The organism is Microbacterium sp. zg-YB36 (assembly GCF_024623575.2).
Taxonomy (GTDB): Bacteria; Actinomycetota; Actinomycetes; order Actinomycetales; family Microbacteriaceae; genus Microbacterium.
Genome location: NZ_JANJFD020000001.1, coordinates 1,477,917 through 1,502,912 on the forward strand (window position 1 = coordinate 1,477,917; position 24,996 = coordinate 1,502,912).

The following is a 24,996-nucleotide window of genomic DNA, read 5'->3' on the forward strand; positions in this document are numbered from 1 at the left end:
GCAGCACGACGGCGGCGGCGTTCCCCATCCTGACACGCCGGGAACGCGCGAACCACTTGACGTAGGATTCGCACGTTCGCAGGCTGGCCACCATGCGGGTGGTCACCTGGAACGTGCTCTGGCGCTTCGCTCCCGATCGGCGGGCGCGCGAGCGAGCGCTCCTGACCGTGCTGGACCGGTTGCAGCCGGACATCGTGGGGCTGCAGGAAGCGGAGACCCTGCCACCGTCACCGTCACCGACGTGACGTTCGCGGATGAGTAGCGCCGCATTTTCCCCGGCCCCCACGCCGGCGTGCGAACGACGCCGACGCATTAATCTGTGGTCAGACCACAGGCCAGACACGTAGCCGACCGCTGCGGACTGGCACCCATCAGAAGGGATGCACCATGTCCACAGTTGCCATCATCGGCGGAACCGGACTGCTCGGCCGCGCCACCGCCGAGGAACTCCTCGCCCACGGTTACGACGTGCTCTCCATCGCGCTCCCGCCCGAGACCGCCCACCCGCTCGACGGCGTACGGTACGTCTACTGCAACGTCACCGAGGCATCTGACGACGAGCTGCTCGCACTGCTCGACGGCGTGGATGCCGTCGCCTACGCGGCCGGCGCCGACGAGCGCATCGCCCCGAAGGCGCCCGCAGCCGGCTTCTTCTACCGCGCCAACGTGCTGCCCACCCAGCGGATGGCGCGGCTCGCCCGTCAGGCAGGCGTGCGCTCGTTCGTCGTGTTCGGCTCCTACTTCGCGGAGTTCGCCGAGCGCTGGCCGGAACTGGGCCTGCGCGAGAACGCGGGATACGTCCGCACCCGGCTTCTGCAGGAGCAGGTGGCGTTCCTCGAGGGCGATGGCGCCATGACGGTGACCTCCCTCCGCCTCCCCTGGATCTTCGGCACCATGCCCGACACGATTCCGCTGTGGAACATGTTCGTGACGATGGATGCCGCCCTCCCCGAGGACTCCCCCATCGCCGTGGCATCCGGCGGCACTGTGATGGTGACCACCGGCCAGGTGGCGGCAGCGGCGCGCGGTGCCATCGAACGCGGTGAGCACGGCAAGACCTACGCGCTCGGCGGCATCAACATGACCTACGCCGACTTCCACCGCATGATCGCCGAGCAACTCGGCACCGACCCGGCGCGCGTGCAGGCGCTGCCGGCCGAGGCGTTCCTGCCCGGCATGGCGGCGTACGACCAGGCCGAGGCGGCACGCGGCATCGAGCACGGCATGCACCAGGCCGACGCCGTGCGCGTGCAGGAGCGGTTCGCGTACATCGATCCCGAGCCGGTGCAGGCAGCCCTCGGCTACGGCCCGGAAGACGTCGAAGCGGCCGTCCGCGAGAGCCTGCGCGTGTGCGTCGCGTCGCGGACTCCGATCGCCTGAACGCCTGAAGCGGAGCACGAGAGCCCGGCCACAACGGCCGGGCTCAGATCGACGGCCTAAGGAGTGCAGATTCAGTCGCGATGGCCCCCAAAGGCATCGGATCACTAATGGTGCCGAGGAACTCGGATCCGGCAGACCCAATGAAGGTCATGAGTACCGGTACGCCAGCACGGTCGTGGACGATTCGGCCCGCGTAGTGAGGGGCTGCGGCGATCAGTTCGGCGTCGTCAACCTGGACGTGGCGAGGAAAATCGGGGCACGGCACTGCCCAGATCCCCGTGGTCACCTCGTCTCTTTCGAACCCCACGCGCGTACGGGGTCCGCAAAACAGCAGAATCGACTGGCTACCTACCTCTGCAATCTGCAAGACCTCGAGGTGAGGGAAATCGTTGGCGCGCGGCCCAACCGGGGGACGAACGGCCCATGAGTCAAGGTCGGCCGACCACGCGTGACCGACCACCCCGCCGTTCGTGACGCCGCTGTCCTTGGCACGCGCTGTGATGAGCATGTGCCAGCCGTGCCCTGCCGGGTCTCTGAATACCCAAGGGTCCCGCCACGCTTCTTCCGGCCAAGGACTCTCCCCGAGCTTTTCGTAGTGGGCGATGTCGGCTCGCAGTACGAACGACTCGCGCTTCGTCCACGTAGAGAGGTCCTGGGACGTCGCTATGCCGATGCACTCCGTGTTGACGGAGCTGTCCGCCGAGGGGAAGGACGCTCCCGTATAGAACATCCGCCAAATCCCGTCATTCCCACGAATGACTGAGCCGGTCCACGTCGCGGTCTCGTCGAAGCTCCCGGCCGGGCCGGGCCCGAGGACTTCTCCGTGATCGGTCCAATCGATCAGGTCCGTCGACGTCGCATGCCCGATTCGCGCGTTGCGGTGGCGCAGCTCGGGGTCCTTCAGCGACTTCGGTGCATGCAGATAGAAGAGGTGGAAAGTCCCGCCATCATCGGCGATCCAGAAGTCCCACACCCAATACGAATCCAGGCTGAATGTCATCTCATCCTTCAGTAATGTGCGCCGTGGGATCTGCGCGCTTCCCCGTGGTTCAGCCCTTGAGTGAGCCTTGCATCAGGGCCGAGACGAACTGACGCTGGAAGATCAGGAAGATGATCAGGGTCGGGGTGAGGATCAGTAGCGAGCCTGCGCACAGCAGCGGGATGTCCGTCCCGTACCTCCCCTGGAAGGCACCTAACGCACCCGCCATCGTCCGTTTGGCCGGGTCGTCGACGAGCACGATTGCCAGCAGGAACTGATTCCACGTCCATAGGAACAGCAGGATAGCGAGCGAGGAGATCGCTGGCACCGACAGCGGCACGTGGACGCGCCAGAACAGCTGCCACGTCGTGGCACCATCCACTCGCGCCGCCTCCGAAAGCTCTTGCGGCATCGTGACGAAATGCGCTCGCATCCACGTGACCGCGAACGGCATGAACAGCCCGATCAGTGGCAAGATGATCGCCCACCTCGTGTTGAGCAGCCCCATTTCTCTCACCTGGAAGTACAGCGGCGTGACGATGCCCTCAAAGGGGAGGGTCAGTCCCAGGAGGAAGAAGATGAAGACGAAGGATTGGCCCCACGGCTTGAGGTGACCGAGCGCGAATCCCGCGAGCGTCGCGATGAGCACGGCGATTGGCACCACTCCCAGCTCGATCAGGAAGCTGGAACCGAGGAGGGCGAGCATATTCGCGGACTGGAATGCGAGGACGAAGTTTCCCCAATGCGGGGTGTCCGGCCATTCGAGCCCCCGGGGATATGTGCCCGGCTCGTGCAGCGCTGTCACGAACAGACTGAGGAACGGAAGGATCGTGACGATCATGAGGACGACGAGCACGACTCGCCCCATCCAGGTCTCGCGAGCGCTGACGATCACGATTCTCTGCCTCTGAGAACTCGTTGGAGAGGGACGACCACGACGAGCACGAGCACCATGAGCACTATGGCGAAGGCCGATGCCGTGCCGATCTCCCGCTCATAGAACGCCAGGTAGAAGATCTGGAGACCTGGCACAAGCGTGCTGTCACCTGGGCCGCCCTGGGTGGAGATGTAGATGATGTCGAAGCTCGCGAGGGCGGCGATGACGGTGACCGTGACGCACACCGCGACTTCTTGGCGGACACCGGGAAGCGTGATCGTGAAGAACTCGCGCACCGGCCCCGCTCCGTCGATTCGTGCGGCCTCGTAAAGCGCGGGATCGATCTTGGTCATGCCGGCGAGGATCAGCACCAGGCACAGCCCTACGAGGACCCATGCGCCGATTACCCCCACGGCCGGAAGTGCCGTGTCGAAATTGCCGAGCCATGCTCGCGTGATTCCGCCCAGACCTAAAAGTCGGAGTATCTGGTTGACAAGGCCGTCCGTGGAGAGTTGCCAACTCCACATGATGCCGGCGGCGACGAGCGGGATCACTTGAGGGAGGAAAAGAACCGTTCGCGCCACCCCCGCGAGCCGGCTCGCCGCGATAGCCCGGATGAGATTCGCCGCGAGCAACGCGATCGCAACGGGCAGCACTGTGAAGTAAAGGATCAGCTCGAACGCGTTGAGGATCGCGCCGACGAGCTTGGGGTTGGTGAACACCTCTATGTAGTTGGTGATGCCCACCCATGTCGCCGGGCCGATGCCATTCCACTCGTAGAACGAGTACTGGGCGGAGAGGATGATCGGACGGACGACGAAGAAGACGTAGAACCCCGCCGCTGGCAGTACGAGCCCGTAAGCACTCAGGTTGCGGATTGCCTTCCTGCGGCGTCGTCGACGCAGAAGAAGGCGTTCATCCGTCAGCGCTGCTGCGCCGGCGGACTCCACCGGCGCAGCAGCTGTTCGAACGCCTTCCATCGAGGCTCAGTTCCCGACTTGGCTTTCGTAATCAGCCTGCACAGACTCGAGGAGACCAGCGGGGGTCTGCTCCCCCGCGACCATCTTCTGAAGGTTGGGAGTCCAGCTCTGCGCGTAGATCGCCCCAGTGGCGTTGGCGATGAAGTCCATGCCGCCGTTGGCTTCGCCCATGATCGAGCCCGCCGCGAGCGTCTCGTCGGTGGTCGAGCCCTCTTCGATCGCCGGCATGAAGGCGTCTGCCGGCCCCATCGGGTGCGAACCGCCGACCTCGACAGTGAGCGCACGGGCGTCCTCATTCGTTGCCGTCCAGTCAAGGAAGAACGCCGCGCAGTCCGGGTTCTCCGCCGCCGCAGCTACGCCGAACGTGAGGGGGGCTGACATCGCTCCGATTTGCCCGCCTTCTTCAACCGGTGGCACGAGGAAGAAGCCCGCGTTACCCGCCATCTGAGCATCAAGATTCCCCGATTCCCAGTCGCCGTTGAACATGAACAGCGACTCTCCACCGATGAACCGGCTCATCATCTGCGCGTAATCCATTGAGTTGATGTCTTCGGCGAAGAAGCCGGCGTCGATCCAGCTCTGCAGGTGCTCCGCCGCGGCGAGATTCTCCGGGGTGTCGATCGTGGCACCGGGTTGTTGGAAGATCCACTCATTGATCGCGGCCGGATCGCCGTAGGACGCCATCAGCCCCTGGAGTGGGAACGCCAGGCCGCCGGTAGCGCCCCCATTGAACTGCGCGATCGGAACGATCCCGGCATCCTTCGCCGCCTGCAGAGCGGCGTCGAACTCTTCAAGGGTTGCGGGCGCTTCGTCCATGCCGATCTGCGCCGCGAGTTCCTTGTTGAAGAACACCCCGGTCATCGAGTAGTTGAGCCCCTGCGCGTAGAGGGGACCCGAACCGCGCCTCCCTTCCTCGTCCACGCGAAGCTGCGTGAGCTGAGACTGCGGCCAATCGGTCCATCCGAAACCTTCGGCGTAGGGGTCAAGATCGAGCAACAGCCCGTCGGTGGCGAGCTCGGACATCTGCGGAAGCCGCATGAGGTCCGGCGGCGAATCCTGCAAGACGCGCGGGGCGTTCTGCGTGATGATCGCGAACTGGTCCTCGCGAATGTCGAACGTCACGTTCGGGTACTGGCGGGTGAACTCCTCAGCGAGAGCTGACGGGAGTGGAAACCCCGTTTCGAAGTACCCCTTGAGGACGATGTCCTCGTCGCCGCATGTGGCAGCTTCCCCACCGTTGGGCGCCGCCGAAGCGGACGGGGCCGCGGACCCTCCGGGAGGCGCGCAGGCGGCCAGTGCGAGCGCGACCGAAGTCACTCCCAATAGGACGATCGGGCGCAAGGTCTTGTGCATCTGAGACACCGGTGTCTCCTTTCCGAACGGCATTGCTCGGGTGCGATCGTCGAGCCGACCGATCACATGCTAAATCGGATTAGCGTCGCTATACTCTGCCTGTCTGCAATCCGTTGTCAACTGCCCAGGGGTAACGAATCGGCGGCGTTCCGCGTCTGGCTCAATAGGCTCGCGACCGAGGAAGGTGACGGATGAGCACTCGACGCGTCACGCTCGCAGACGTCGCGGAAGCGGCGGGGGTCTCCCGCACGACCGCCTCGCTCGTGCTCTCCGACCGGGGTACGGAACTGAGGATTTCGGAAGGCTCGCAGGAGCGCGTTCGCCGTGTGGCCTCGGAGTTGGGCTACCGCCCAAACATGCTCTCCGCCAGTCTCCGCAGCGGAACAAGTCGCACCATCGGCTTCATTTCGGACACGGTGGCGACATCTCAACTCGCCGGCGACATGATCAAGGGTGCGCTCGAAGGAGCGCGCCAACACGGTTACATGCTCTTCATCGGCGAATCGGAGGGCGACGACCAGCAGCACGCGCTCTTGGCAGAGGCAATGCTCGACAGACAAGTGGACGGGTTGGTCATCGCATCGATGTTCACCCGCCAGCGCACCCTCCCGAAGTCGCTTTCCGGGAAGAAGGTCGTGCTAGTCAACACGGTGCCCGGCCCAGACGGGGTACTCGTGCCCGCTGTGATACCTGACGAGTTCACCGCCGGACGCGAGGCGGCTCGCCTTCTGCTCGAAGCGGGCCACCGCGACATCCACCTCATCGGAGCAGGTCCAGGACCCACCGACGTCGCCCCCGACACGATCGCTGGACAGGAGCGCCTCGCTGGCATTCTGGAAGAACTCGCGGCCGCCGGACGCCGACCGGCCAGTGGGCACAGGTCTTCGATCTGGCTCCCGCTAGACGGCTGGAACGCAATGACGGACCTCATCCGGTCCGGCGTCGACCGCGGAGCCATCATCACCTTCAACGACCGGCTGGCGTTCGGCGCATACCAGGCGATCGCAGAGGCGGGGCTCTCGATCCCGTCGGACTTCTCGATCGTGTCGTTCGATGATCATCAGCTCGCGAGCTGGCTGCATCCCGGGCTCACGACATTCGCCATCCCGCACCGGGAACTCGGGCTACGCGCCATCGACATCTTGCTGGGCCCGAGCCCCGCCGGGGATCCGGCGATCGAACGATTGCCTCTGCCGCTTCGACTCCGCAGTTCGGTTCGGGTCATTGGCGATGACGAAACGGGCTAGCCCGTCGGAGTTCGGTCCGCCGGCTCGGCGCTTTCGATTCGTACGTCGTCGAAGCAGGGGAAACCGTGCGTCGGCAGCAACTGGCGAAACCAAGAACGAGAGCCCGACCAGTGGCCGGGCTCTCGTTCTTGGTTGTGGCTCAGATTTTGGTGGCGAGTGAGGGATTCGAACCCCCGAATGCTGAGCAGTCTGATTTACAGTCAGATCCCTTTGGCCGCTTGGGTAACTCGCCAGGTGCGCACCCGCCCGGCTTGTACAGTCGACCGGAGGCGCGATTGTCAATCGTACTCTGTCCAGGCGGGTAGCTGAAATCGGATCAGGCAACACCCTCGAGCACCCGCGCGACGAACGCCTCGGTGCGCTGTTTCGTGCCGTCGATGCGGCGGTCCACGCTGGCCCGCACCTCGCTCGGCGCCAGCGGCGCAGCCAACCGGACGTTCTCGTGGCAGGACAGATCCGCGCAGATGTAGGTGCCCACACTGTCGCCGTGCGCACCGGCATCCCCGGCCTTGCGGGCGGTGAACAGCGCCACCTGGTCGGCGGGCTGCATCGTGTGGCAGAGGTTGCACATTGCCGACCGCGCTCGGCTCGATCCGTCTGCGGCGCGCAGCACCACCCCGGCAAGCTCGCCCTCGACTTCGGCGACCAGGTAGCCGCGCCCGCGGTTGCGAGGGTCCCGCCAGGCGTAGAAGTCCAGATGGTCCCAGTCGGCGAACAGAAAGTCGGCGGGCACTGTGACCAGTCGGATGTCGTCGGGGCCGGCGTTGACGAACGACGTACGCAGTTCGTCCTCGGTGAGCGGACGCATGGCTGCCAGTCTACGAAGGCGCTGGCGTTGCGGCATCCTCTCTGCGTGCATCGGATGCCGCGGTCGACCTGTCGCGGATGAGAAAGCCGAACCCGAACGCGATGAAGAACATGAGCACGCCGTACACGGCCGCCGGCAGGCTGAGCTCCACCGACCCGAGCACGGTCTGCGCGATGACGATCGCGAGCGTTGCATTGTGGATGCCGATCTCGAACGACGACGCGATCGCTTGACGCTTGCCGACCTTCAGCAGCAGCGGCACGGCGTAGCCGATCGCCAGGCTCACGAGGCAGAAGAGCACCGTGATGAGCGCGAGGCTCGCAACGTTCTCGATCAGCAGCTCCCAGTTGGATGCCACCGAGCCCGCGATCACGACGATGAGCACGATCACGGACACGATCCGCACCGGCTTGTCCATGCGGTCCGCGAACGCGGGCCAGACGCGCCGCACAACCATGCCGAGGGCGACCGGCAGCAGCACGATCGCGAACACCTCGGCGGCCTTGGCCCACTGCATCCCCAGTTCACCGTCGAACGGGTCGAAGTAGGCGATCGCCAGGTTCGTGATGATCGGAAGCGTGATCACGGCGATGACGGAGTTGATCGCCGTGAGTGAGATGTTCAGGGCGATGTCGCCGCGGAACAGGTGGCTGTAGAGGTTCGCCGTGGTGCCGCCGGGCGAGGCGGCCAGCATCATCATGCCGACGGCCAGCACCGGCGGCAGCTGGAAAAGCAGCACGAGGCCGAAGCAGATCGCCGGCAGCAGCACCAGTTGGCACAGCAGCGCGACGATCACCGCCTTCGGCTGCTTCGCGACCCGCGCGAAATCGCGCAGGGTGAGACTCAGGCCCAGGCCGAACATGATGATGCCGAGGGCGACGGGTAATCCAATGGTGGTCAACGCTGATCCCATGAGACACATAGTGCCCGACCCGGGGCTCGGTAGACTCACGACATGGCTGATTCCTCCTTTGACATCGTTTCGAAGATCGACCGCCAGGAGGCGGACAACGCCCTCAACCAGGCGCGCAAAGAGGTCGAGCAGCGCTACGACTTCAAGGGCACTGGCTCGTCGATCGATTGGAGCGGCGACTCCATCCTGATCAAGTCCAACAGCGAGGAGCGGGCGAAGGCCGTGCTGGACGTGTTCCAGTCGAAGCTGATCAAGCGCGGCATCTCTCTCAAGAGTCTCGAGACCGGTGACCCCGTCGCCAGCGGCCGCGAGTACCGCATCACCTCCACGCTGAAGGAGGGGATCTCGCAGGAGAACGCGAAGAAGATCGGCAAGATCATCCGCGACGAGGGCCCGAAGTCTGTGAAGTCGCAGATCCAGGGCGACGAACTGCGCGTGCAGTCCAAGAGCCGCGATGACCTGCAGGAAGTCATGCGGATCCTCAAGGCCTCCGACCTCGACGTCGACCTGCAGTTCATCAACTACCGGTAGAGCACCCCTCTGAGTCGGGTCTCTGGGGACTCATCTCCTTCGTTCGACGTAGGTCTTCAGGGACTTCATCGTCCGCTCACTTTCGGCGGCGGCCATCCGCAGAAGGATCGGCTGAACCAGGCGAAGTGCTCCGTGGGTCGTCAGCTCGCCGACCCTGGTCAGGTGCGTGCTTGTGTCGGCGGCCTCCAGGTCGTACCGGATCAGCGCATCCAGGCGGCCGGACGGCTTGCGCTGGTGGAACTGCAGCACCTGATCGGGTACGTCCGCGACGAGTTCACCACGCATTCGGCCGAGCATGGTCGAGTCTTCGTAGATAAGCCGCGCCCCCGCCTCAGGCGTTCGCATCCTCGTTCCCCGATACACCATGGAATGTCTGAGCCAGGTCGGATAGGCGTCGAGAGCGCGGAGAGCCGAATAGACCTGCTGGGGAGACGCGTCGATGTCGATCGTGTTGGTGATCCGGGCCATGGGCCCAGTTCTACGCTCTGCTGTGCGTCCGCGCCAGCCTGGGCACCAGGCCACGTGCCCGGAATAGTCGGCGACTGCGGCTCAGGTCCCGCAGAAGGTGCGGTAGGGGCCGAAGGTGTCCGGTGCGGGATCCGCGTAGCGCTCCAAGCCCGGGCGCGGCGTGTACGGGTCGGTCACGACCGCGACGAGCTGCTCGAACGGCGCCAGGTCGCCTTCGGTGGCTGCGGCGAGCGCCTCCTCCACGAGGTGGTTGCGCGGGATGTAGACCGGATTGACGGCATCCATCGCATCGGGGTCGGGGCTCAGGCTCAGCCAGCGCTCCGCCCAGATGTCGAAGGGGCCGGGGTCGGCGAACAGCGCCCGGACCTCTGACGCGTCGCCGCGCGCGACGGCGCTGAGGCGCCGGAAGAAGCCGGTGTAGTCGACACGGCTCACCTGCAGCAGCTCGATCACGTCGGTGCACAGCCGCGTCGTGACCTCGTCGTCCAGACCTTCGGCAAGCCCGAGCTTGACGAGCATGCCGGCGAACCAGGCCGCGTTGTACTGGTCGCGGTACATCCCCAGGACGTCCTGGGCGAGGCTGATCGCCTGCTCGGTGTCGTCGTCGAGCGTGGGAAGCAGCGCCTCGGCGAGGCGCGCGAGGTTCCACTCGCCGACGAGCGGCTGCGCGCCGAACGCATAGCGACCGCCCAGGTCGATGGAGCTGTACACGGATGCCGGGTCGAAGGCATCCATGAAGGCGCACGGCCCGTAGTCGATCGTCTCGCCCGAGATGGTCATGTTGTCGGTGTTCATCACGCCGTGGACGAAGCCGACGAGCATCCATTGCGCGATGAGCGACGCCTGAGCGTCAGTCACGGCCTGCAGGAGCGCCAGCGAGGGGTTCTCGGCATCCGCCAAGTGGGGGTAGTGACGGTCGATCGCGTGGGCGGCCAGGCGCCGCAGCAGGTTCACGTCGCCGGTGGCCGCGGCGTACTGGAAGCTGCCGACCCGCAGATGACTGCTCGCGACCCGGGTGAGCACGGCACCGGGCAGCACCGTCTCGCGGTAGACGTCCTGGCCCGTAGCGGTGACGGCCAGCGCGCGCGTCGTGGGAATGCCCAGCGCGTGCATCGCCTCGCTGACGACATACTCGCGCAGCATGGGGCCGACTGCCGCCAGCCCATCGCCGCCGCGAGCGAACGGGGTCACTCCGGAGCCCTTGAGATGGATGTCCCGCAGGGCGCCGTGAGCGTCGACGACCTCACCGAGCAGCAGTGCGCGCCCATCGCCCAGCCGCGGTGAATAGCCCCCGAACTGATGACCCGCGTATGCCTGCGCCACCGGCGTCGCCCCGTCGGGGAGCAGATTGCCGGTGAGAAGGCCCACCCCGGCGGGGCTACGCAGGGACGCGGGGTCCAGGCCCAGTTCGGCGGCCAGCGGCTCGTTGAGCACGAGCAGGCGGGCATCGGGAAACTCCGCCGCCTGCCACGGCACGGCCAGCTCCGGAAGCTCCGTGGCGAAGTGGTTCCCCAGGGTCATGGTCGACTGCAGCGCGACACTCATACCTCCAGGCTACGCGCGGTGGCGCCGGGGGGATCCGATCGTGCGTCTCACCACCCGGAGGCCACGGCAATGGCCGCCGCGAAGCCGCAGACGACGAGCGCGAGCCCCGACCACACCACGATCCTCACGACGTCGTGGTACGGCCGCGAGTTCACGCCCGGCCCGAAACCCCCGGCATCCGTCTGCCGCACGAATTCGTCGAAGCGAAGAGTCGTCCGAGGCGGCCGGTCCGTCGCAGCGGGTTGCGGTCGTTGTGCGCGCGCTGCACGCCGAGTGCCAGGCTGCGGCGGGGGGCTCGCCGGTGGTGGCGGTTTGCTCGCCGGCGGCGCCTGGCGTGGCGTCTGCGTCTGTCCCGCAGCCGCCGGAAACCCCCTGCTCGCCTGCTGGCCAGGCTCGGGGACGAGAAGCAGCAGGATGTCGCGCGCCTCGCGCGCTCGATCGAATTCGTGGGCATGATGCGCACGTGCTCGCTCATCCGCGCCCGGGTGGCGGTCGGGGTGAGCTTCGCGCGCACGCCGCTGGAACGCCTTGCGGATCTCCTCCCGGCTCGCGCCGCGCTCCAGGTTGAGGATGGATCGTGCTTCCTCGAGCGTCATCCCGGGTCCGCCAGATAAGCCTGGTAGTCGCGGACGAGCCGGCGCTGTCGTTCTTCCGCCGCACCGATCGCCGCGTGTGCTGCGCTGTGCCGGATAAGTTGCGCCTTGCGGGATTCCCGCACGAGGAGGCACACGACATTGCCGCACGCGGCAGCGGACACGATGAAGGCCAGCGTGGGTACGCGTTCGGCGCCGGCTAGCGGCAGAAGTACGTTGACGGCGAAGGTGACCACCATGACAGTGGCGAGGACGTTCGAGATCCGCCGCCACATGGCGAGGGTTGCGTCGGTTGCGATCCGCCGGGGCTGGAATTGCGGGTTGGGCTTCCAGAACTGCCAGTCGGCCGGCGCCGACGGGAGTCCGCCGATGGGGATCCAGTCGACGGGTGGCTCCCAGAACGCATTGGCACGGATCCATTTGTCTGTCGGTATGGGCCATTTGGGCGGCACGAGGAAATCTGCCGCAACCCCGCGGACTCGGATTCTGCGCACGCGGTTCCCTCAGATCGTCGCGGCGGACGCGGCACCGGCGATGGCCGAAAACCAAAACCCGGTCGTAAGTACGCAGATTCCCAATGTCACGTACCCGAGGATCGCCCCGGCCAGCGAGTTCCCGCGCCCCATCCCCACGCGGCGCGCGGTGCTCATGCCCAAATGGCCCAGGATGATCGCGACGACGCTGAGCGGGAAAGCCAGGAAGCTCACGATCAATCCCCATACCGGAATCGGGACCGAGACACCGAAAAACACCGCTATCACGCCGACGACGAGCGCAGCGACGCCTTTCCCGTTCGAAGGCCCCCGCACGAAGTGCTGATGGACGTGCTGCTGGTTCGGGTACGAATCGGTCATTTCTTCGTCGACGCTTCCTCGTGAATGCGGATTGCCTCCGCAATGGGGCCTATGGCCCGGGAAGTGTCACCACCGCCGCGCAAACGACAATTGTTTACCAGCGCACGAATTCCCAATTAAGCTCCCCAGCCGCGCCCATCCTGTCAGAACAAACGGCCACGCCGCAAACATTTCCCGGTGCGTTGTGCGCATATCGTGAAGCCCGATTACCACCGCCTAATGCGCCGTTCGGAGCGGTCTCTTTTCAGTGCGTGGCGGCATCTCACCACGCCCTATTTTCGAGAGGCGCTACCGTCGGGCGCTCGGTGGAGGAACGTGTTCGGGTTGCGCGCACCTGACTCTCACGCAGCCTGAGGATCACCGCTCGCGCAGCGCACCTCGAGTGAGCCAGTGCTGCAGCGCCTCGTATGCTTCGGCGCGGGGCCCCGGCGCCGAGAGGAACAGGTCGTGGATGCCGCCTTCGATGCGCTCGACGCTCACCCGGGCACCGATGCGAGTCGCGGCCTTGGCGATGTCGTCGACGACGAGGACCGAATCGGTCGAGGTCATCTCGGGCGCCCAGACCAGCGGGTTCGACCAGCCAGCCGACAGCATGACCAGCGCCGGGCAGCCGACCTCGACTCCAGCCGCGACCCGGCTGTGTCCCTCCAGGATCGCCAGGAGCCAGCCGGGATGCGTCGGGAATCCCCGGTCCGGCCGCCATAGCGCGCGATGTTCGCCGGCCGGGAGTGACCCCAGCTCGGTCTGCGCGCGGGTGTAGAAGCCGAGGTCCACGGCCGGGTGGGTGCCCAGCGGATCCAAGCGCGCCCGTACCTGCACCAGCGGCGCGATGGCCTGGCGCCCGATCGCTCCCAGCTGCAATTCGAGCCACGGGCTGTTGAGGACGAGCGCGGCGGCGACCCCGGAGTGCCGCGCCGCCCACAGCGTGAGGGTCAGCCCACCGGTGGAATGGCCCAAGAGCACCAGGCGGCGGTCGGGATCGTCATCCTGCCCGTACCCCATCACCTCCAGCGCGGCTTGGATGTCGGGGTCGTAGTCGTCGAGGCTCGTGATGTAGCCAGGTGTCTGCCCGACGCGCAGGCTGCGGCCGTATTTGCGCAGATCCACGGCGTAGAAGCGGGCGCCCAGGTGGTTCCAGAAGCGGGCGAGCTCGGTCTGGAAGAAGTAGTCCGACCAGCCGTGCACGTACAGCACGTCCACGTCGCGCAGCGGCTGGGCGATCCGCTGCACCACCGTTGGGAGACTGCGCACGAGCGTGGCGACAACGGGACCTTCGTCGTCCTCAGGTAGCGGGAGGGTGAGACTCTGGAACGGTGCCCCAAGGATGTCCGTGACCCACTGCTCCGGCATGTGGTCAGCCTACTTGGCGGGTCCTCCGAGCGCAGGGGTGCGGCTGCTCGGCGGGAGGGTTACTCGCCGCGCGAGACGGTGATCATCTCTTCGCGGGGAACGACCTTGATGCGGGGACGCTCCTTCGCCGCACCCAGGGCGATCTCGTACTCGTCCAGGCGATGCCAGCCCTCGAGGTCGGTCCAGCGCACGCCGCGCGTGGCCAGCAGCTCCGGGATCGCCGACTCGGACGGGTCCTCCGGGTCCCACCAGGAGCCCTGATCGTTGATGATGTGGCTCACCGTCTCCATGGCATCCGACTTGGTGTGTCCGATGAGGCCGACGGGGCCGCGCTTGATCCAGCCCGTCGCGTAGACGCCCGGCACCCGATCGTTCGACTCCTGGTGCAGCACCTGACCCTCGTGGTTGGGGATCACGCCGTGGCGCTCGTCGAACGGCACGCCGGGCAGCGGTGAACCGAGGTAGCCGACCGCGCGGTACAGCGCCTGCACGGCGACTTCGCGCAGCTCGCCGGTGCCGACGACGCCGCCCTGACCGTCCGGGCGGGTGCGCTCGTACACGAACGCACTGACGCGGCCGAAGGCATCCTTCTTGACCTCGACGGGCTTGGCCCAGAAGTGCAGGTGCAGCCGGCGGGATGCCTCGCCGCCGGCGTTGTTTGCCGACGGCCGCTTGCGCCAGGACTGCAGCACGCGGTCGATGACCATGACCTGCTTGTTGCTGGCGACGGCGGTCTTGGATGCCTCGTCGTAGTCGAAGTCCTCGTCGTAGACGACCATGTCCACGTCACGCAGCTCGCCGAGCTCACGCAGCTCGAGCGGGGTGAACTTCACCTGCGCGGGGCCGCGGCGCCCGAACACGTGCACGTCGGTGACCGGCGACGCTTTGAGACCCTCGTAGACGTTGTCGGGGATCTCGGTGGGCAGCAGATCGTCGGCGTGCTTGACGAGCATGCGGGTGATGTCCAGGGCCACGTTGCCGTTGCCGATGACGGCGATCGACTCGGCCTCCAGCGGCCAGGTGCGGGGCACGTCGGGGTGCCCGTCGAACCAGCTGACGAAGTCGGCGGCGCCGTAGGAACCCTCGGCGTCGATGCCGGGGATGTCCAGAGAGGAGTCGCGGATCGCGCCCGTCGCGAAGATGACGGCGTTGTAGTGACGCTTGAGATCGTCGAGGGTGATGTCCTCGCCGAAGCGCACGTTGCCGAACAGGCGGATGTCACCACGGTCGAGCACCTCACGCAGCGCGGTGATGATGCCCTTGATGCGCGGGTGATCGGGGGCGACGCCGTAACGAACCAGCCCGTAGGGCGCCGGCAGCTGCTCGAACAGGTCGATCGACACATCGAAGCGACGCTCGGCCTTGAGGATGATGTCGGCGGCGTAGATTCCCGCCGGGCCGGCGCCGACGATGGCGAGTCGGAGCTTGGTCATGGTAATCCTTTCGTGGTCGACACCGGGAACGCCGTTCCCGCGCCCGTCGAGAGCGATGCCGTCAGCTGGAGCGGTCGGCGACGGCGCGGGCGAAGCGGGTGAGCGCCTCACGCACCGGACCGTCGGGGATGGGCGCGAGCGCCGCGATCGCGGCATCCGACCAGTCGCCGGCAAGCGCCTGCGTCGCGGCGGTCGCCTCATGGTCGCGCAGCTGCGCGAGCGGCTCGTCCAGCACGGCCGGGTCGGCACCGTCGGCGATGCCGGCGACGCCTTCGTCGATCTCGGCGCGCAGCGCCTTCGACGCAGCATCCGTCCGCGTTCCCAGCAGCAGGTAGGGCATGGTCGGCACGCCGGCACGCAGGTCGGTACCAGGCACCTTGCCGGTCTCGTCAGGGTCGGCGGACAGGTCGATGACGTCGTCGAGCAGCTGGAAGGCCACTCCGGCCCGCTCGCCGAACGCGATCAGCGGCGCCTCGAACTCGCGTGGCCCATTGCCGAAGGTGATGCCGGCCTGCGCGGATGCCGCGATGAGCGAACCGGTCTTGTCGGCGAGCACCTGCAGGTAGAACTCGACGGGATCATCGGATGCCTGCGGGCCGACCGTCTCGTGCATCTGACCCAGCACGAGCCGCTCGAAGGTGTCAGCCTGCAGGCGGATGGCCCGCTCGCCCAGTCGCGCCATGATCTGGCTCGCCCGCGAGAACAGCAGGTCGCCGGTGAGGATCGCGAGGCTGTTTCCCCACACCGCATGGGCGCTGGGAACGCCGCGGCGCACATCGGCACCGTCCATGACGTCGTCGTGGTACAGCGACCCGAGGTGGGTGAGTTCCAGGGCGGTGGCACCCGAGATGACCTCGTCGGTGGCGCCGTCGCCCAGCTGCGCGGTCAGCAGCGCCAGCATGGGGCGCACGCGCTTGCCGCCTGCTTCGTAGAGGTAGCGCGTCGTGGCATCCACGAGCCGGTCGGCGCTCTTCAGCTCGACGGCGATGTTCGCCTCGACGCGGTCCAGGCCCTCCTCGACGACGGAGATGAGTTTCCGTCCGCGGGGTCCAGCGAACACCCGCTCGGTCAGTCCGAGACGGCTGGCCAGGCGCGTACCCGGCGCAGGGGGGCTCGCAGTCACGTCATCAAGCCTACCGGGGTCGCGGCGGGTGCTGCTGCGCGGTCCGGACCCACGGAAGAGTCTCAGGCGGTGGGCTCGGCCAGCGGCTTGCGGGCGCGGTGCAGCGCGACGATGCCGAAGGTCAGGTCGCGGTGTGCGACGTCGGTCCAGCCGGCCTCGCGCAGCCACGCGCTGAGCGTCGATTGGTCGGGCCAGTCGCGGATCGATTCGTTGAGGTAGTCGTACGCGGCGGCGTTTGAACTCACGGTGCGGGCAATGACGGGCAGCACGCGGTCGCTGTAGAACCGGTACAGCCCGGCGAAGACCGCAGACCGCGGGTGCGAGAACTCGCAGATCACCAGGCGACCGCCGGGAGCGGTGACCCGCAGCAGCTCGGCGAGCGCTTTCCTCGGCTCGTTGACGTTGCGGAGGCCAAAGGAGATCGTCACCGCGTCGAACGAGCCATCCTCGAACGGCAGCGCCGTGGCATCCGCTTCGACGAACGACAGGTTCGCCACGCCGCCGTGGCGGCGACGGCCCTCGGCGATCATGCCGGGCGAGAAGTCGGCGGCGACCACCTCTGCACCGCTGGCGGCCAGGGCGACGGAGCTCGCGCCGGTGCCGGCGGCGAGGTCGAGGATGCGCTGACCGGGCCGCGGGGCGATCGCCCGCGTCGTGGCGACGCGCCAGAGCCGGTCGTTGCCGAGGCTCAGCACGGTGTTGGTGCGGTCGTACGCCGGGGCGACCTCGTCGAACATCCCGCTGACACGCGAGGGGTCTTTACCAAGGTCGGCGCGATGCGAGTCGGAGGTCACGGTTCGATCCTACGGCGCGGGGCTGGCGGGGATGTCGAGGGGGAGGTCGACCGCGAGGCTCCGGTAGCGGCGGGGCTTGCCCTCGCCGAGGTCGGTGACCCGGTCGACCCGCTGCACCTCGACGGGCTGGTCCAACAGGGCGCCCAGCGCCCGCGCGATGAGGGTCTGGTCGCCGCCGGCGATGCGCGCGAGGACCCGCCCGTCGGCGGACTGCGTCACGCTCCACCCCCGCGCGCCGTAGGTCTGCAGTTGCTGCGTCAGGTCGACGCACGCGATGCGGCGCCCGCCGCCACCCAGGAACACGGTGTGCTCGCGACCCTCCAGATCGGCGATGCCAACGCCGCCGCCGGGCAGCTGCACGAGCCTGCCGAAGTCGCCGGTGCGGTAGCGCACGAGCGGCAGCAGCGGGTTCTCGCCCGCCGTCACGGTGATCTCGCCCACCTCACCGTCGGCGACGGGCTGCCCGACCTCGTCGAGCGTCTCGACGATCACGCGACGGTCCAGCACGCGGAACGGTCCATCATCGGTGCGCACCGCGATGGGGCGCGTCTCGTGCAGGCCGTAGACGTCGAAGACGGGGCAGCCGAACGCGTCCTCGAGGTCGGCGCGCAGCGGCCCGGCCAGCGCCATCGCGCCCGAGAACAACGCCAGGGGGCGCACCGCTTGTCGCAGGTCGGCGGCGAGGAGTTCGGCGAGACTCGTGGGGTTGCCGGAGATCACCTGCGGGTCGGCCTCGGCGAGGAATCGGGAGCGATCGGACGCCGCGCCCCAAGCGCCCTCGGCGAGGTTCAGGCGTGCCATCGCGCGCTGTGCGAAGCCGCTGATGAGTGAGACGTAGGTGAAGGCCTGCCGCTGATGCACGACCGCGGCCAGCGCCAACCGTTCGCCGTCCGGATGCCACGCGACACCGGCACCCTGCACGAGTGCGACCAGATGGTGGAAGCCGCGGGCGACCTCTTCGACGTCGTCGGGGATGTTGAGTGCTGCGCCCGTGGAGCCCGAGCTGGTGCCGTGCAGCAATCGGTCCAGGTCCGCGTCGAGCGGCACGAACGCGGCGATGTCGGCGGCCAGGTGCGCACGGCTGATCGGCGGGAAGTCGGCGACCGTGTCCAGCCCCACCATCCCGCGGTAGTGCAGGAGACGCCGCGCGGTGCGCAGGTGCGCGTCGAGCCACCCCTCGGTGGGCAGCGGTGCGCGCACCCGGTCGAGCATGTCGGGGGTGAGCCGGTCGCCGGTCTCATGCACCCACTCCGGCGCGGCCGGATGGGTGCGCCACCGGTGCAGCCGCGCCGCCCCCGCGGCATCCATTGTCGGCCAGCGTTCGGCGTCGGTGAGCACCGCGGCCCCACCGGGGACGTACTCGGCCAGCACGAGCGGATCGTCGGGCGGGTCACTCATGGCTGTACCGCGCCGCGGCCTCCTTGGCCCGAGCCGCGGCGAGGCGCCGCGCGATCTCGGCGCGATGCCGGTGGGCCTCGTACGCCTCGGCGAGCGCACTGTTGCGACGCAGCGAGTCCCGCGCGTCCAGCAGCGAGCGCGCCGTCGTGGAGTCCTCCCCCGCAGGGCGGTACCCGCACCACAGCAGGAAGGTGCGCACCGCCTCCTCGCGGCGTTCGTCGTCGGAGAGCCATTCGAGGGGATCGGCGACCGGGGCCAGGCGCAGCGCGAGCGCGTCGACGGCGAGCGAGCCGGTGCCGTCCGCCAGCGGCGGGTCGAAGGGCTCGACGATGGCCTCGCTGGCGAAGAGCCACAGGCCCAGTGCGGCGCCCAGCCGCACGCGGCGGTCGCCGGCGTGTGCGGCCGCGACCACGTCGCCGGCCCGCACGTCCCCGGCCAGGGCGGTGATCGAGACCTGGTCGTCCAGGAACGACCTGGGCACGCTCGACAGCCGCGCGGCGACGGCCGCGAGTGCCGGCCCGGGCCGCGTGGCCGCCCAGATCGCGTCGTCGGCGGGCGCCATGCCCGACCACACCGCGAGCAGCTCGTCGGCCTCAGCCATGCAGCACCTCCGCCAGTCGTGCGCACACCCGGGGCGCGTCGGCCATCAGTTCCAGATAGAGCACGTCGTAGCCCGCGGCCCGCGCGAGCGGCTCGACCCGCCGCGCCCGGGCAAGGACGACGAGGGTGGCCGTGGTCAGTTTCGTGCGGGTCCGCGCCGCCACGTCGGCGAACGGCTCGTTGCCGTCGCCGAACATCGAGGTCAAGCCGTCATCGGAGAGCACCACGAGGTGGCGGCGCTCCTCGCTGCGCGGCGGCGCCAGCTGTGCGTAGCGCCGGTCGAGCAGATCCAGGGGGAACGACGTGACGTGGCCGAAGTAGCAGGCCAGGTCTGCTGCAACCCGGGCGGCGTCCCGGGTGAACCTTTCGCTGCCGGCCACTTGCCCCGGGCCGGAGAAACTCGCCACCCGCACCCGGCCGCCGCCCCGCAGCACCGACAGCGCCAGGATCGTCCCGGCCAGCACGGCCGGCGACCCGGCATGGGGGTGGAGCATCGACCCTGAGGAGTCGATGTACAGATCGAGTTCGATGCTCCCCTCCTGCTTCTCAGGTTCATCGTCGAGGACCGAGCGGCGCCGCGTCGTCACCCCCGGGATCACGACCGCGCCGGCCTGCAGCGTCGCCGGCCAGTCGAGGTCGGCGAGGTCGTCGCCCGTCTCCCACAGCTCGAGGGGTCCGGGCAGGCTCGCCGCGGGACGGGAGGACACTCGCTGGCTCATCGGTTTCACCCACGGCGCGGCCTGCGCCCGATACCACGCAGCCACCACCGCGTCGGCATCCGATGCGGCGTACAACTCAAGCGTGCGCGCGACATCCAGCCGCTGTCCGCGGCCCTGCCCTGTCGCACCCGGGCCGTAGCCCACCTCGTCACTGTCGCGGCCGGACCGGTCGGGCACCGGTCCCTGCAGACGGCGGTCGGCCAGGATGCGGCCGAGTTCGCCCGCCGTCGCGGGGGCGTGATCGGCGGCACACCCACCGCCGGGCATGCGCCCACGAGCGGCGGCCCCCGCGGCCCGCTCTTCGACGAGGTACGGCGCCACCAGCACACCGAACCGCAGCGCACCCGTGACGGGGTCGCCGGCGAACGTGCGGACGATCCCGGCGAGCAGGTCGGCGTCGAGCACCGGGTGGGTCGTGATCGCCCCCGCCAGTTCCGCGGCGACCCGCCGCGCCTCGCGCCGCGCCGCGCGCAGGGCCACCTCCTGTTCGCGCAGTCGCTCCGGGAGCCGCTCCAGCGGGAGCTCGTCGACCGGCGCAGGCGCGGCGGGTCCCGGCGCCTCCGGCGCCTGCACCGGCACCAGCGCGCCGGCGGGGAGGTTCCATAGCAGCTCGTACGCCCGCAGGTACAGCCACCACAGTCGGCTCTGCGTTCCGGCGGATTCCCGGTACAGCTCACGAGCGAGCCGCACGATGCCCGGTTCCCCGCCGTCCGCGTCGCGTCGCCGCTGCAGCAGCGCCACCCGGGTGTTCACCAGCAGATCGGCCCACAGGTTCGACAGCAGGGCGACATCGCCGTCGGCGATGGTCTCGGCCCCCGCCGCGACCAGCGCCCGCGCGAGCTGGTGGCGGATCTTCAGCGCGTCGATGCGGGTGCTCGGTGCCAGCACGTGGTGCCCCAGTTCGTGGGCGAACACGCTCTCGAGCTCGGCCGCACCGCCGAGCGCCTGCACCAAGACGGGGTCGACCGTGATGGCGGGCGGGAACGTGAACCACGCCGGCGCGCCCTGTTCGGCCCCGGCACCGGGAAGCAGCTGCGCGTCGTGCATGTGCACGCCCCACAGGGCCAGCGCGCGTTCCCAGGCGCCGCGCGCCGCGGCATCCATCGGGACGCCGCCGTGCGGTGCGCTCACGCCGCGTCCTCCACGTGCACCCAGGCGAGGTACGTGTCGGGGAGGCAGACGATGGATGCCGCCTGGTCGGGACCGCGCTCCTGCGGCTGCGCGTCCAGCGGCAGCAGGCGGGAGCCCCACACATCGGCATCCAGGCGCCACCACCGGTCCCCGGTGCGGATCGCGAAGGCGCCGGGTTCGCCCAGCGGGTACCAGGCGTCCGCCGGCGCGACCCACGCCCCGCCGAGCCCCGCGAAGCCGCCGACGGCGCACACGTAGCCATCCAGGGTGGCACGGCCCGGCCACCAGAACCGGTCGGTCCGCTGCCGATTCGCAAACTCATCGAGGCCGGACACGTCCAGATCGAGCGCGGCACCGGCGGCCCGGCGTGCGGCGTCGGAGGCGAGCGCGTCGATCCGGGCGAGCGCGTCCTGGCGATAGGCCAGGGCACCCGCGCGCCACGCGGCGATGCCGGCGATCCCGGCGAGCAGGGCGGTGTCGTCCGGTCCGCCGGCGGCGCGCTGGGCGGCGGCCATCGCCCCGGTGAACCGGTCGGGGCGTCCGCCGGCGCGCTGCACGCTGCGCGTCGCGACGGCCCAGTCCAGGCCCGCGACCGGCTCGGGCTCGCCGATGGGACTCCCGCGGTCGGCGAGGTGCCCGGGCACTTGGATCACGCCTGCTGCTCCGCCCACCGCAGGTATGCGGTGTAGCGCTGGTGCAGGTACTTCAGCGCGGTGAGGTCGTCGAAGTCCCGGCCGTACAGCTTGCCGGTCGCGGCGATCGCACGCACGCGCGACTCGATCTCGGTCACCCGGCGCGACGCGTCCACCGCGCTGAGGCCGTCCAGACCGGCATCCAGCTGCGCGAGCAGGTCGCGCACCGGGTCGTCCTGGCCGCGGCCGAGCGCGTCGTACTGCCGGCAGGACTGCGCGAACAGGTCGGCGAGCCAGCTCATCACGTCGGTGGTCAGTTCCCGCTCGGCGCCGACGTCGAAGCGCGGATGCGTCGGGTTGGGCAGCAGCTTGCCGCGCAGCACGAACGGCAGCACCGCGGCGACGTCCTCGACACCCACGGCGCCTCGGCCGCGGAACCAGGCGACGGCCTTGGCGTACACGATGAGCGTCTGCAGCGCCCGGACGGACAGCCCATTGATCGACTGCGCGCCGAGATCGACGGCCAGATCGGCACCCGAGTTCGCTTCGATCGCCTCGGGGACGCGGCCGCCGGCGGTGGTGACGGTGTCCTTCGTGCGGTACTCGAAGCGCCGGCCGCCTGCTTGCACGAACTCGAAATGACTGAGGAAGAACTCCAGGCGCCGGCGCACTTCGGGCGGCACCGGCACCGCGCGGATGGCCGCGCGCATGTGCGCCTGCTCGTCACCGGTGAACACGAGCTCCTCCGGCACGTGCTCCTCGGGCTTCTCCCCCGCCTCCACCCGGGCGACCAGCTCGTCGAAGAACCGGCTGTTGAAGCTCGCGGCCTGCACCGTGACATCCATGCGGTCGCGCAGCGCCTGGATGACGGGGAACGTACCGCCGCCGCCGTCGTCGTTCGCGGTGAAGAACCAGCTCTCCACCCCCGACGCCGGCGCGGTGCGGTGCAGCTGGTCGTGGCTTTCGACGTACCCCTCGGCGACCATCGTGAGCAGCGCCGACTGGGTCTTCGTGGGGATGCGGTTGTACTCGTCGATGATCTTCACCGGCCGCGTCAGCCATTCGCGCCACGCGATGCCGATGTCGGTCATGCGGCCGGCGTTGATGAGGTCACGTGGCAACGGGATGCCGACGAGGTCGCTGATCGTCAGCTGCGGCTGGCCCTGCTGCACGCCGCGGCGCACGTCCTCGGCCGACGACCCGGCGATCACTCCCATGAGCACCGCGAGGGTCGTCTTGCCCCGGCCCGGTCCGCCCACGAGCAGGCACTTGCCGCCGACGGCGAAGGTCAGCAGAGGAAGCAGCACGTTCGAGGAGAAGGATGCCTCGGTCGGCAGCGTCAGCTCCGCCCCGGCGTCGCCGAGCGGGAAGGTGACGGGCGCGCCGGTGGAGAACTCCACGTCGTAGTAGGGCGAGATGACGGCCCGGTTGACGATCCAGTAGTAGGTGCGACGCAGCTTCTCATCCAGCGGGACGGGAGAATCGGCATCCGCTCCCCGGAACAGATCGTCCGCGGTGAGCTGCAGCACGCCACCGGATGCCAACGGGGTCGTGGGCGACTCGGAGACCTTGTGCCAGCGATCCAACATCGCGCCAGCCTAACGGGCGCCCAGTCGCTGCAACGCGAGCTGCTCCGCCAGCGGCCGGCCCTCCAGCGGCGCGGCGAACGACAGCGCCCGGGCCACGGCGTCGTGCACCGCCGGCAGCGCCGCCTGCACCCGGGTGGCCACATCGCCGCGCACTTCGAGCCACGGCACGGGCTGGTCCTCGAGCACGGCGCGGAACCTCTCCTGCATGCGGGAGCGGATGTGCTCGCCGTCGCGGGTGCCGTCCTGGACGAACGGGATCTCATCGCCGGTGAGCACATACAGCGCCGGCCGGTGCTCGGCTGCGCGGTCATGGATGCGGGCCGCGCGCTGCCCGACGTAGCGCTCGTGCCACAGCGTGGTGGCCAGCACATCGGTGTCGCACACCAGCACCGGGGCGGGCGTCTGCCGCAGCGCGGCATCCTCGAGCGCGACCTGCCGGTCGACGATGACGTCGAATTCGTCGCTGCGCCACGGTGCGGTGAGCCCGCCCGCGCGGGTGATCGAGTGCTCGCGGCCGTACTCGGGCACCCAGTGGGTGCCGAGCTCTGCGGCGAGCGCGGCGGCCAGCGTCGTGGAGCCGGTCGATTCGGCGCCGAGCACGACGATGCGCGACGTGAGGCTCGCGCGCACCGCGGGGGCCAGTTCGTGCCAGTGCGCGGCGGGGTCGGCACGCACCGCGGTGCCGGAGACGGGGGTCATCACCCGGCCGGGGTCGACCTGCACCCACGTGGCATCCAGGCGCCGGGCGAGCTCCTCGCCGTACGCATCGGAGGTGAACACCGCGTCGACGGGGCGCTCCAGCGCACCGGCGATGATCGCGGTGTGCGCGTCCCAGGCCGTGTCGGAGCCGAAGTCGACGGGGGTGTCGTCGACGAAGGCGACCACGTGCACGGTGGGGTGCTCTTCACGGATCCACCGTTCCCGGGTGGCGACGGTGATCGACTCCACCGACGCGCCGATCACCTGAACCGTGACCCGGTCGCAGGCGCGCGCCGCGGCGCGGATGAGGTGCGAGTGGCCAGCGTGCAGCGGGTAGAACTTCCCGATGACCAGGCCGTGACGAAACCGTGGTTCAGGCACGGGCGGCGACCGCGTGCGGTTCGGGGTCCGTGGCCGCCGTCTCGCCCTGCACGCGCCGCCACGACCGCCACCCGAAGATGCACAGCGCGACGAACAGCACATACAGCGCCGCCACGATCCACAGCCCCGTGACGATGGACAGTGCGACGAAGGCGATGTCCACGCCGATCCAGACGAACCAGTTCTCCAGCCACTTGCGGTTGAGCATGTACTGCGCCACGAGGCTCGCCGAGGTCGTGGCGGCGTCGGCGAGGGCGACCTGCGAGTCGGTGAACGTCGACAGCACCCAGGTCAGCACGGCGGCGAGAGCCACGCCTGCGACCACGAGCCACACGATCGCGCGGCGGGGCGTGCGCGCGATGTAGTGGCGATCATGCTCGACCCGGCGGGTCCAGCGGAACCAGCCGTGGATGCCCAGCGCCAGATACACCACCTGCAGGGCAGCCGAGGCGTAGAGACCGGCGGGCAGGAACACGGCGAGGAACACGAGGTTGTTCGCGATGCCGAGCGGGTACGTCCACACGTTCCGCAGTGCGGACAGCAGCACGCAAGCCGCGCCGGTGGCGAACCCGAGGATCTGCATCCACTCGGCGAGAATCCATTCGATCACTCGTTGAGC

Annotated in this window: 26 protein-coding genes and 1 tRNA gene; 4 read left to right on the top strand and 23 right to left on the bottom strand. The window is 68.7% G+C overall.

Annotation, left to right across the window (positions count from 1 at the left end):
* Positions 1-92 precede the first annotated feature (92 nt).
* Both NQ151_RS07615 and NQ151_RS07620 read left to right on the top strand, forming a co-directional pair.
* Positions 93-245, top strand: coding sequence for an endonuclease/exonuclease/phosphatase family protein (locus NQ151_RS07615; RefSeq protein WP_257527608.1), 153 nt, complete (start codon positions 93-95; stop codon positions 243-245).
* A gap of 142 nt (positions 246-387) precedes the next feature.
* Positions 388-1,380: an NAD-dependent epimerase/dehydratase family protein gene (locus NQ151_RS07620; RefSeq protein WP_257527609.1), complete on the top strand. Its 993-nt coding sequence runs from the start codon at positions 388-390 to the stop codon at positions 1,378-1,380.
* 43 nt (positions 1,381-1,423) lie between these two features.
* Here NQ151_RS07620 and NQ151_RS07625 read toward each other — a convergent pair whose 3' ends face one another.
* From NQ151_RS07625 to NQ151_RS07640, 4 genes are read right to left on the bottom strand one after another with little or no spacing between them, the layout of a single operon-like run.
* Positions 1,424-2,380 (bottom strand): glycoside hydrolase family 68 protein, encoded by a 957-nt coding sequence (locus tag NQ151_RS07625; protein ID WP_257527610.1) that lies wholly within the window; start codon positions 2,378-2,380, stop codon positions 1,424-1,426.
* Positions 2,381-2,429: 49 nt separating this feature from the next.
* Entirely contained in the window at positions 2,430-3,254 is an 825-nt protein-coding gene (locus NQ151_RS07630) for a carbohydrate ABC transporter permease (RefSeq protein ID WP_257507923.1), read from the bottom strand.
* Positions 3,251-4,216 carry a carbohydrate ABC transporter permease gene (locus tag NQ151_RS07635; protein ID WP_257527611.1) on the bottom strand — a complete coding sequence of 322 codons (966 nt, stop codon included), beginning with the start codon at positions 4,214-4,216 and terminating at the stop codon, positions 3,251-3,253. Before NQ151_RS07635 ends, NQ151_RS07630 begins: the two co-directional genes overlap by 4 nt.
* A gap of 6 nt (positions 4,217-4,222) precedes the next feature.
* Positions 4,223-5,569: an ABC transporter substrate-binding protein gene (locus tag NQ151_RS07640; protein ID WP_257527849.1), complete on the bottom strand. Its 1,347-nt coding sequence runs from the start codon at positions 5,567-5,569 to the stop codon at positions 4,223-4,225.
* A gap of 191 nt (positions 5,570-5,760) precedes the next feature.
* On the opposite strand from NQ151_RS07640, the gene NQ151_RS07645 reads away from it, so the two are divergent.
* Positions 5,761-6,816 carry a LacI family DNA-binding transcriptional regulator gene (locus NQ151_RS07645; protein WP_257527612.1) on the top strand — a complete coding sequence of 352 codons (1,056 nt, stop codon included), beginning with the start codon at positions 5,761-5,763 and terminating at the stop codon, positions 6,814-6,816.
* 147 nt (positions 6,817-6,963) lie between these two features.
* Here NQ151_RS07645 and NQ151_RS07650 read toward each other — a convergent pair.
* The 3 genes from NQ151_RS07650 to NQ151_RS07660 form a co-directional block, all read right to left on the bottom strand.
* Positions 6,964-7,048: transfer RNA gene (locus NQ151_RS07650), tRNA-Tyr, on the bottom strand.
* Between the two features lie 84 nt (positions 7,049-7,132).
* Positions 7,133-7,624: an FBP domain-containing protein gene (locus NQ151_RS07655; RefSeq protein WP_257507920.1), complete on the bottom strand. Its 492-nt coding sequence runs from the start codon at positions 7,622-7,624 to the stop codon at positions 7,133-7,135.
* Between the two features lie 10 nt (positions 7,625-7,634).
* Positions 7,635-8,576 (bottom strand): bile acid:sodium symporter family protein, encoded by a 942-nt coding sequence (locus NQ151_RS07660; protein WP_257527613.1) that lies wholly within the window; start codon positions 8,574-8,576, stop codon positions 7,635-7,637.
* Between the two features lie 3 nt (positions 8,577-8,579).
* On the opposite strand from NQ151_RS07660, the gene NQ151_RS07665 reads away from it, so the two are divergent.
* Positions 8,580-9,068, top strand: coding sequence for a YajQ family cyclic di-GMP-binding protein (locus NQ151_RS07665; protein WP_257507918.1), 489 nt, complete (start codon positions 8,580-8,582; stop codon positions 9,066-9,068).
* 30 nt (positions 9,069-9,098) lie between these two features.
* On the opposite strand, the gene NQ151_RS07670 is transcribed toward NQ151_RS07665, so the two are convergent.
* The 16 genes from NQ151_RS07670 to pnuC all read right to left on the bottom strand — a co-directional run bounded on the left by NQ151_RS07670 (position 9,099) and on the right by pnuC (position 24,987).
* Complete coding sequence (locus NQ151_RS07670) at positions 9,099-9,536, bottom strand: SRPBCC family protein (RefSeq protein WP_257507917.1); 438 nt, start codon at positions 9,534-9,536, stop codon at positions 9,099-9,101.
* 81 nt (positions 9,537-9,617) lie between these two features.
* Entirely contained in the window at positions 9,618-11,081 is a 1,464-nt protein-coding gene (locus tag NQ151_RS07675; protein ID WP_257527614.1) for a protein adenylyltransferase SelO, read from the bottom strand.
* A gap of 47 nt (positions 11,082-11,128) precedes the next feature.
* Complete coding sequence (locus tag NQ151_RS07680; protein WP_257527615.1) at positions 11,129-11,677, bottom strand: J domain-containing protein; 549 nt, start codon at positions 11,675-11,677, stop codon at positions 11,129-11,131.
* Entirely contained in the window at positions 11,674-12,126 is a 453-nt protein-coding gene (locus NQ151_RS07685) for a hypothetical protein (protein WP_257527616.1), read from the bottom strand. The genes NQ151_RS07680 and NQ151_RS07685 overlap by 4 nt, the downstream gene beginning before the upstream one ends.
* A 51-nt stretch (positions 12,127-12,177) precedes the next feature.
* On the bottom strand, positions 12,178-12,528 hold the full coding sequence (locus NQ151_RS07690; RefSeq protein WP_257507913.1) for a DUF4190 domain-containing protein: 351 nt from the start codon (positions 12,526-12,528) through the stop codon (positions 12,178-12,180).
* Between the two features lie 357 nt (positions 12,529-12,885).
* Positions 12,886-13,878: an alpha/beta hydrolase gene (locus NQ151_RS07695; protein ID WP_257507912.1), complete on the bottom strand. Its 993-nt coding sequence runs from the start codon at positions 13,876-13,878 to the stop codon at positions 12,886-12,888.
* A gap of 59 nt (positions 13,879-13,937) precedes the next feature.
* Positions 13,938-15,311 (bottom strand): FAD-dependent oxidoreductase, encoded by a 1,374-nt coding sequence (locus tag NQ151_RS07700; protein ID WP_257507910.1) that lies wholly within the window; start codon positions 15,309-15,311, stop codon positions 13,938-13,940.
* Positions 15,312-15,372: 61 nt separating this feature from the next.
* Positions 15,373-16,434, bottom strand: coding sequence for a polyprenyl synthetase family protein (locus NQ151_RS07705; protein WP_257507909.1), 1,062 nt, complete (start codon positions 16,432-16,434; stop codon positions 15,373-15,375).
* Positions 16,435-16,496: 62 nt separating this feature from the next.
* Positions 16,497-17,171 (bottom strand): bifunctional demethylmenaquinone methyltransferase/2-methoxy-6-polyprenyl-1,4-benzoquinol methylase UbiE, encoded by a 675-nt coding sequence (gene ubiE / locus NQ151_RS07710; protein ID WP_502883569.1) that lies wholly within the window; start codon positions 17,169-17,171, stop codon positions 16,497-16,499.
* 66 nt (positions 17,172-17,237) lie between these two features.
* The gene (locus tag NQ151_RS07715; protein WP_257527618.1) at positions 17,238-18,626 is read right to left on the bottom strand and encodes an AMP-binding protein; all 1,389 of its coding nucleotides are present in this window, start codon (positions 18,624-18,626) and stop codon (positions 17,238-17,240) included.
* Complete coding sequence (locus tag NQ151_RS07720; protein WP_257507906.1) at positions 18,619-19,227, bottom strand: phosphohydrolase; 609 nt, start codon at positions 19,225-19,227, stop codon at positions 18,619-18,621. The genes NQ151_RS07715 and NQ151_RS07720 overlap by 8 nt, the downstream gene beginning before the upstream one ends.
* Positions 19,220-21,076, bottom strand: coding sequence for a VWA domain-containing protein (locus NQ151_RS07725; RefSeq protein ID WP_257527619.1), 1,857 nt, complete (start codon positions 21,074-21,076; stop codon positions 19,220-19,222). The genes NQ151_RS07720 and NQ151_RS07725 overlap by 8 nt, the downstream gene beginning before the upstream one ends.
* Complete coding sequence (locus tag NQ151_RS07730) at positions 21,073-21,729, bottom strand: potassium transporter Kef (RefSeq protein ID WP_257527620.1); 657 nt, start codon at positions 21,727-21,729, stop codon at positions 21,073-21,075. Before NQ151_RS07730 ends, NQ151_RS07725 begins: the two co-directional genes overlap by 4 nt.
* Positions 21,726-23,297, bottom strand: coding sequence for an AAA family ATPase (locus tag NQ151_RS07735; RefSeq protein WP_257507903.1), 1,572 nt, complete (start codon positions 23,295-23,297; stop codon positions 21,726-21,728). Before NQ151_RS07735 ends, NQ151_RS07730 begins: the two co-directional genes overlap by 4 nt.
* A gap of 9 nt (positions 23,298-23,306) precedes the next feature.
* Positions 23,307-24,377: an AAA family ATPase gene (locus NQ151_RS07740; protein ID WP_257527621.1), complete on the bottom strand. Its 1,071-nt coding sequence runs from the start codon at positions 24,375-24,377 to the stop codon at positions 23,307-23,309.
* Complete coding sequence (gene pnuC / locus NQ151_RS07745; protein WP_257527622.1) at positions 24,370-24,987, bottom strand: nicotinamide riboside transporter PnuC; 618 nt, start codon at positions 24,985-24,987, stop codon at positions 24,370-24,372. The genes NQ151_RS07740 and pnuC overlap by 8 nt, the downstream gene beginning before the upstream one ends.
* Between the last annotated feature and the right edge of the window lie 9 nt (positions 24,988-24,996).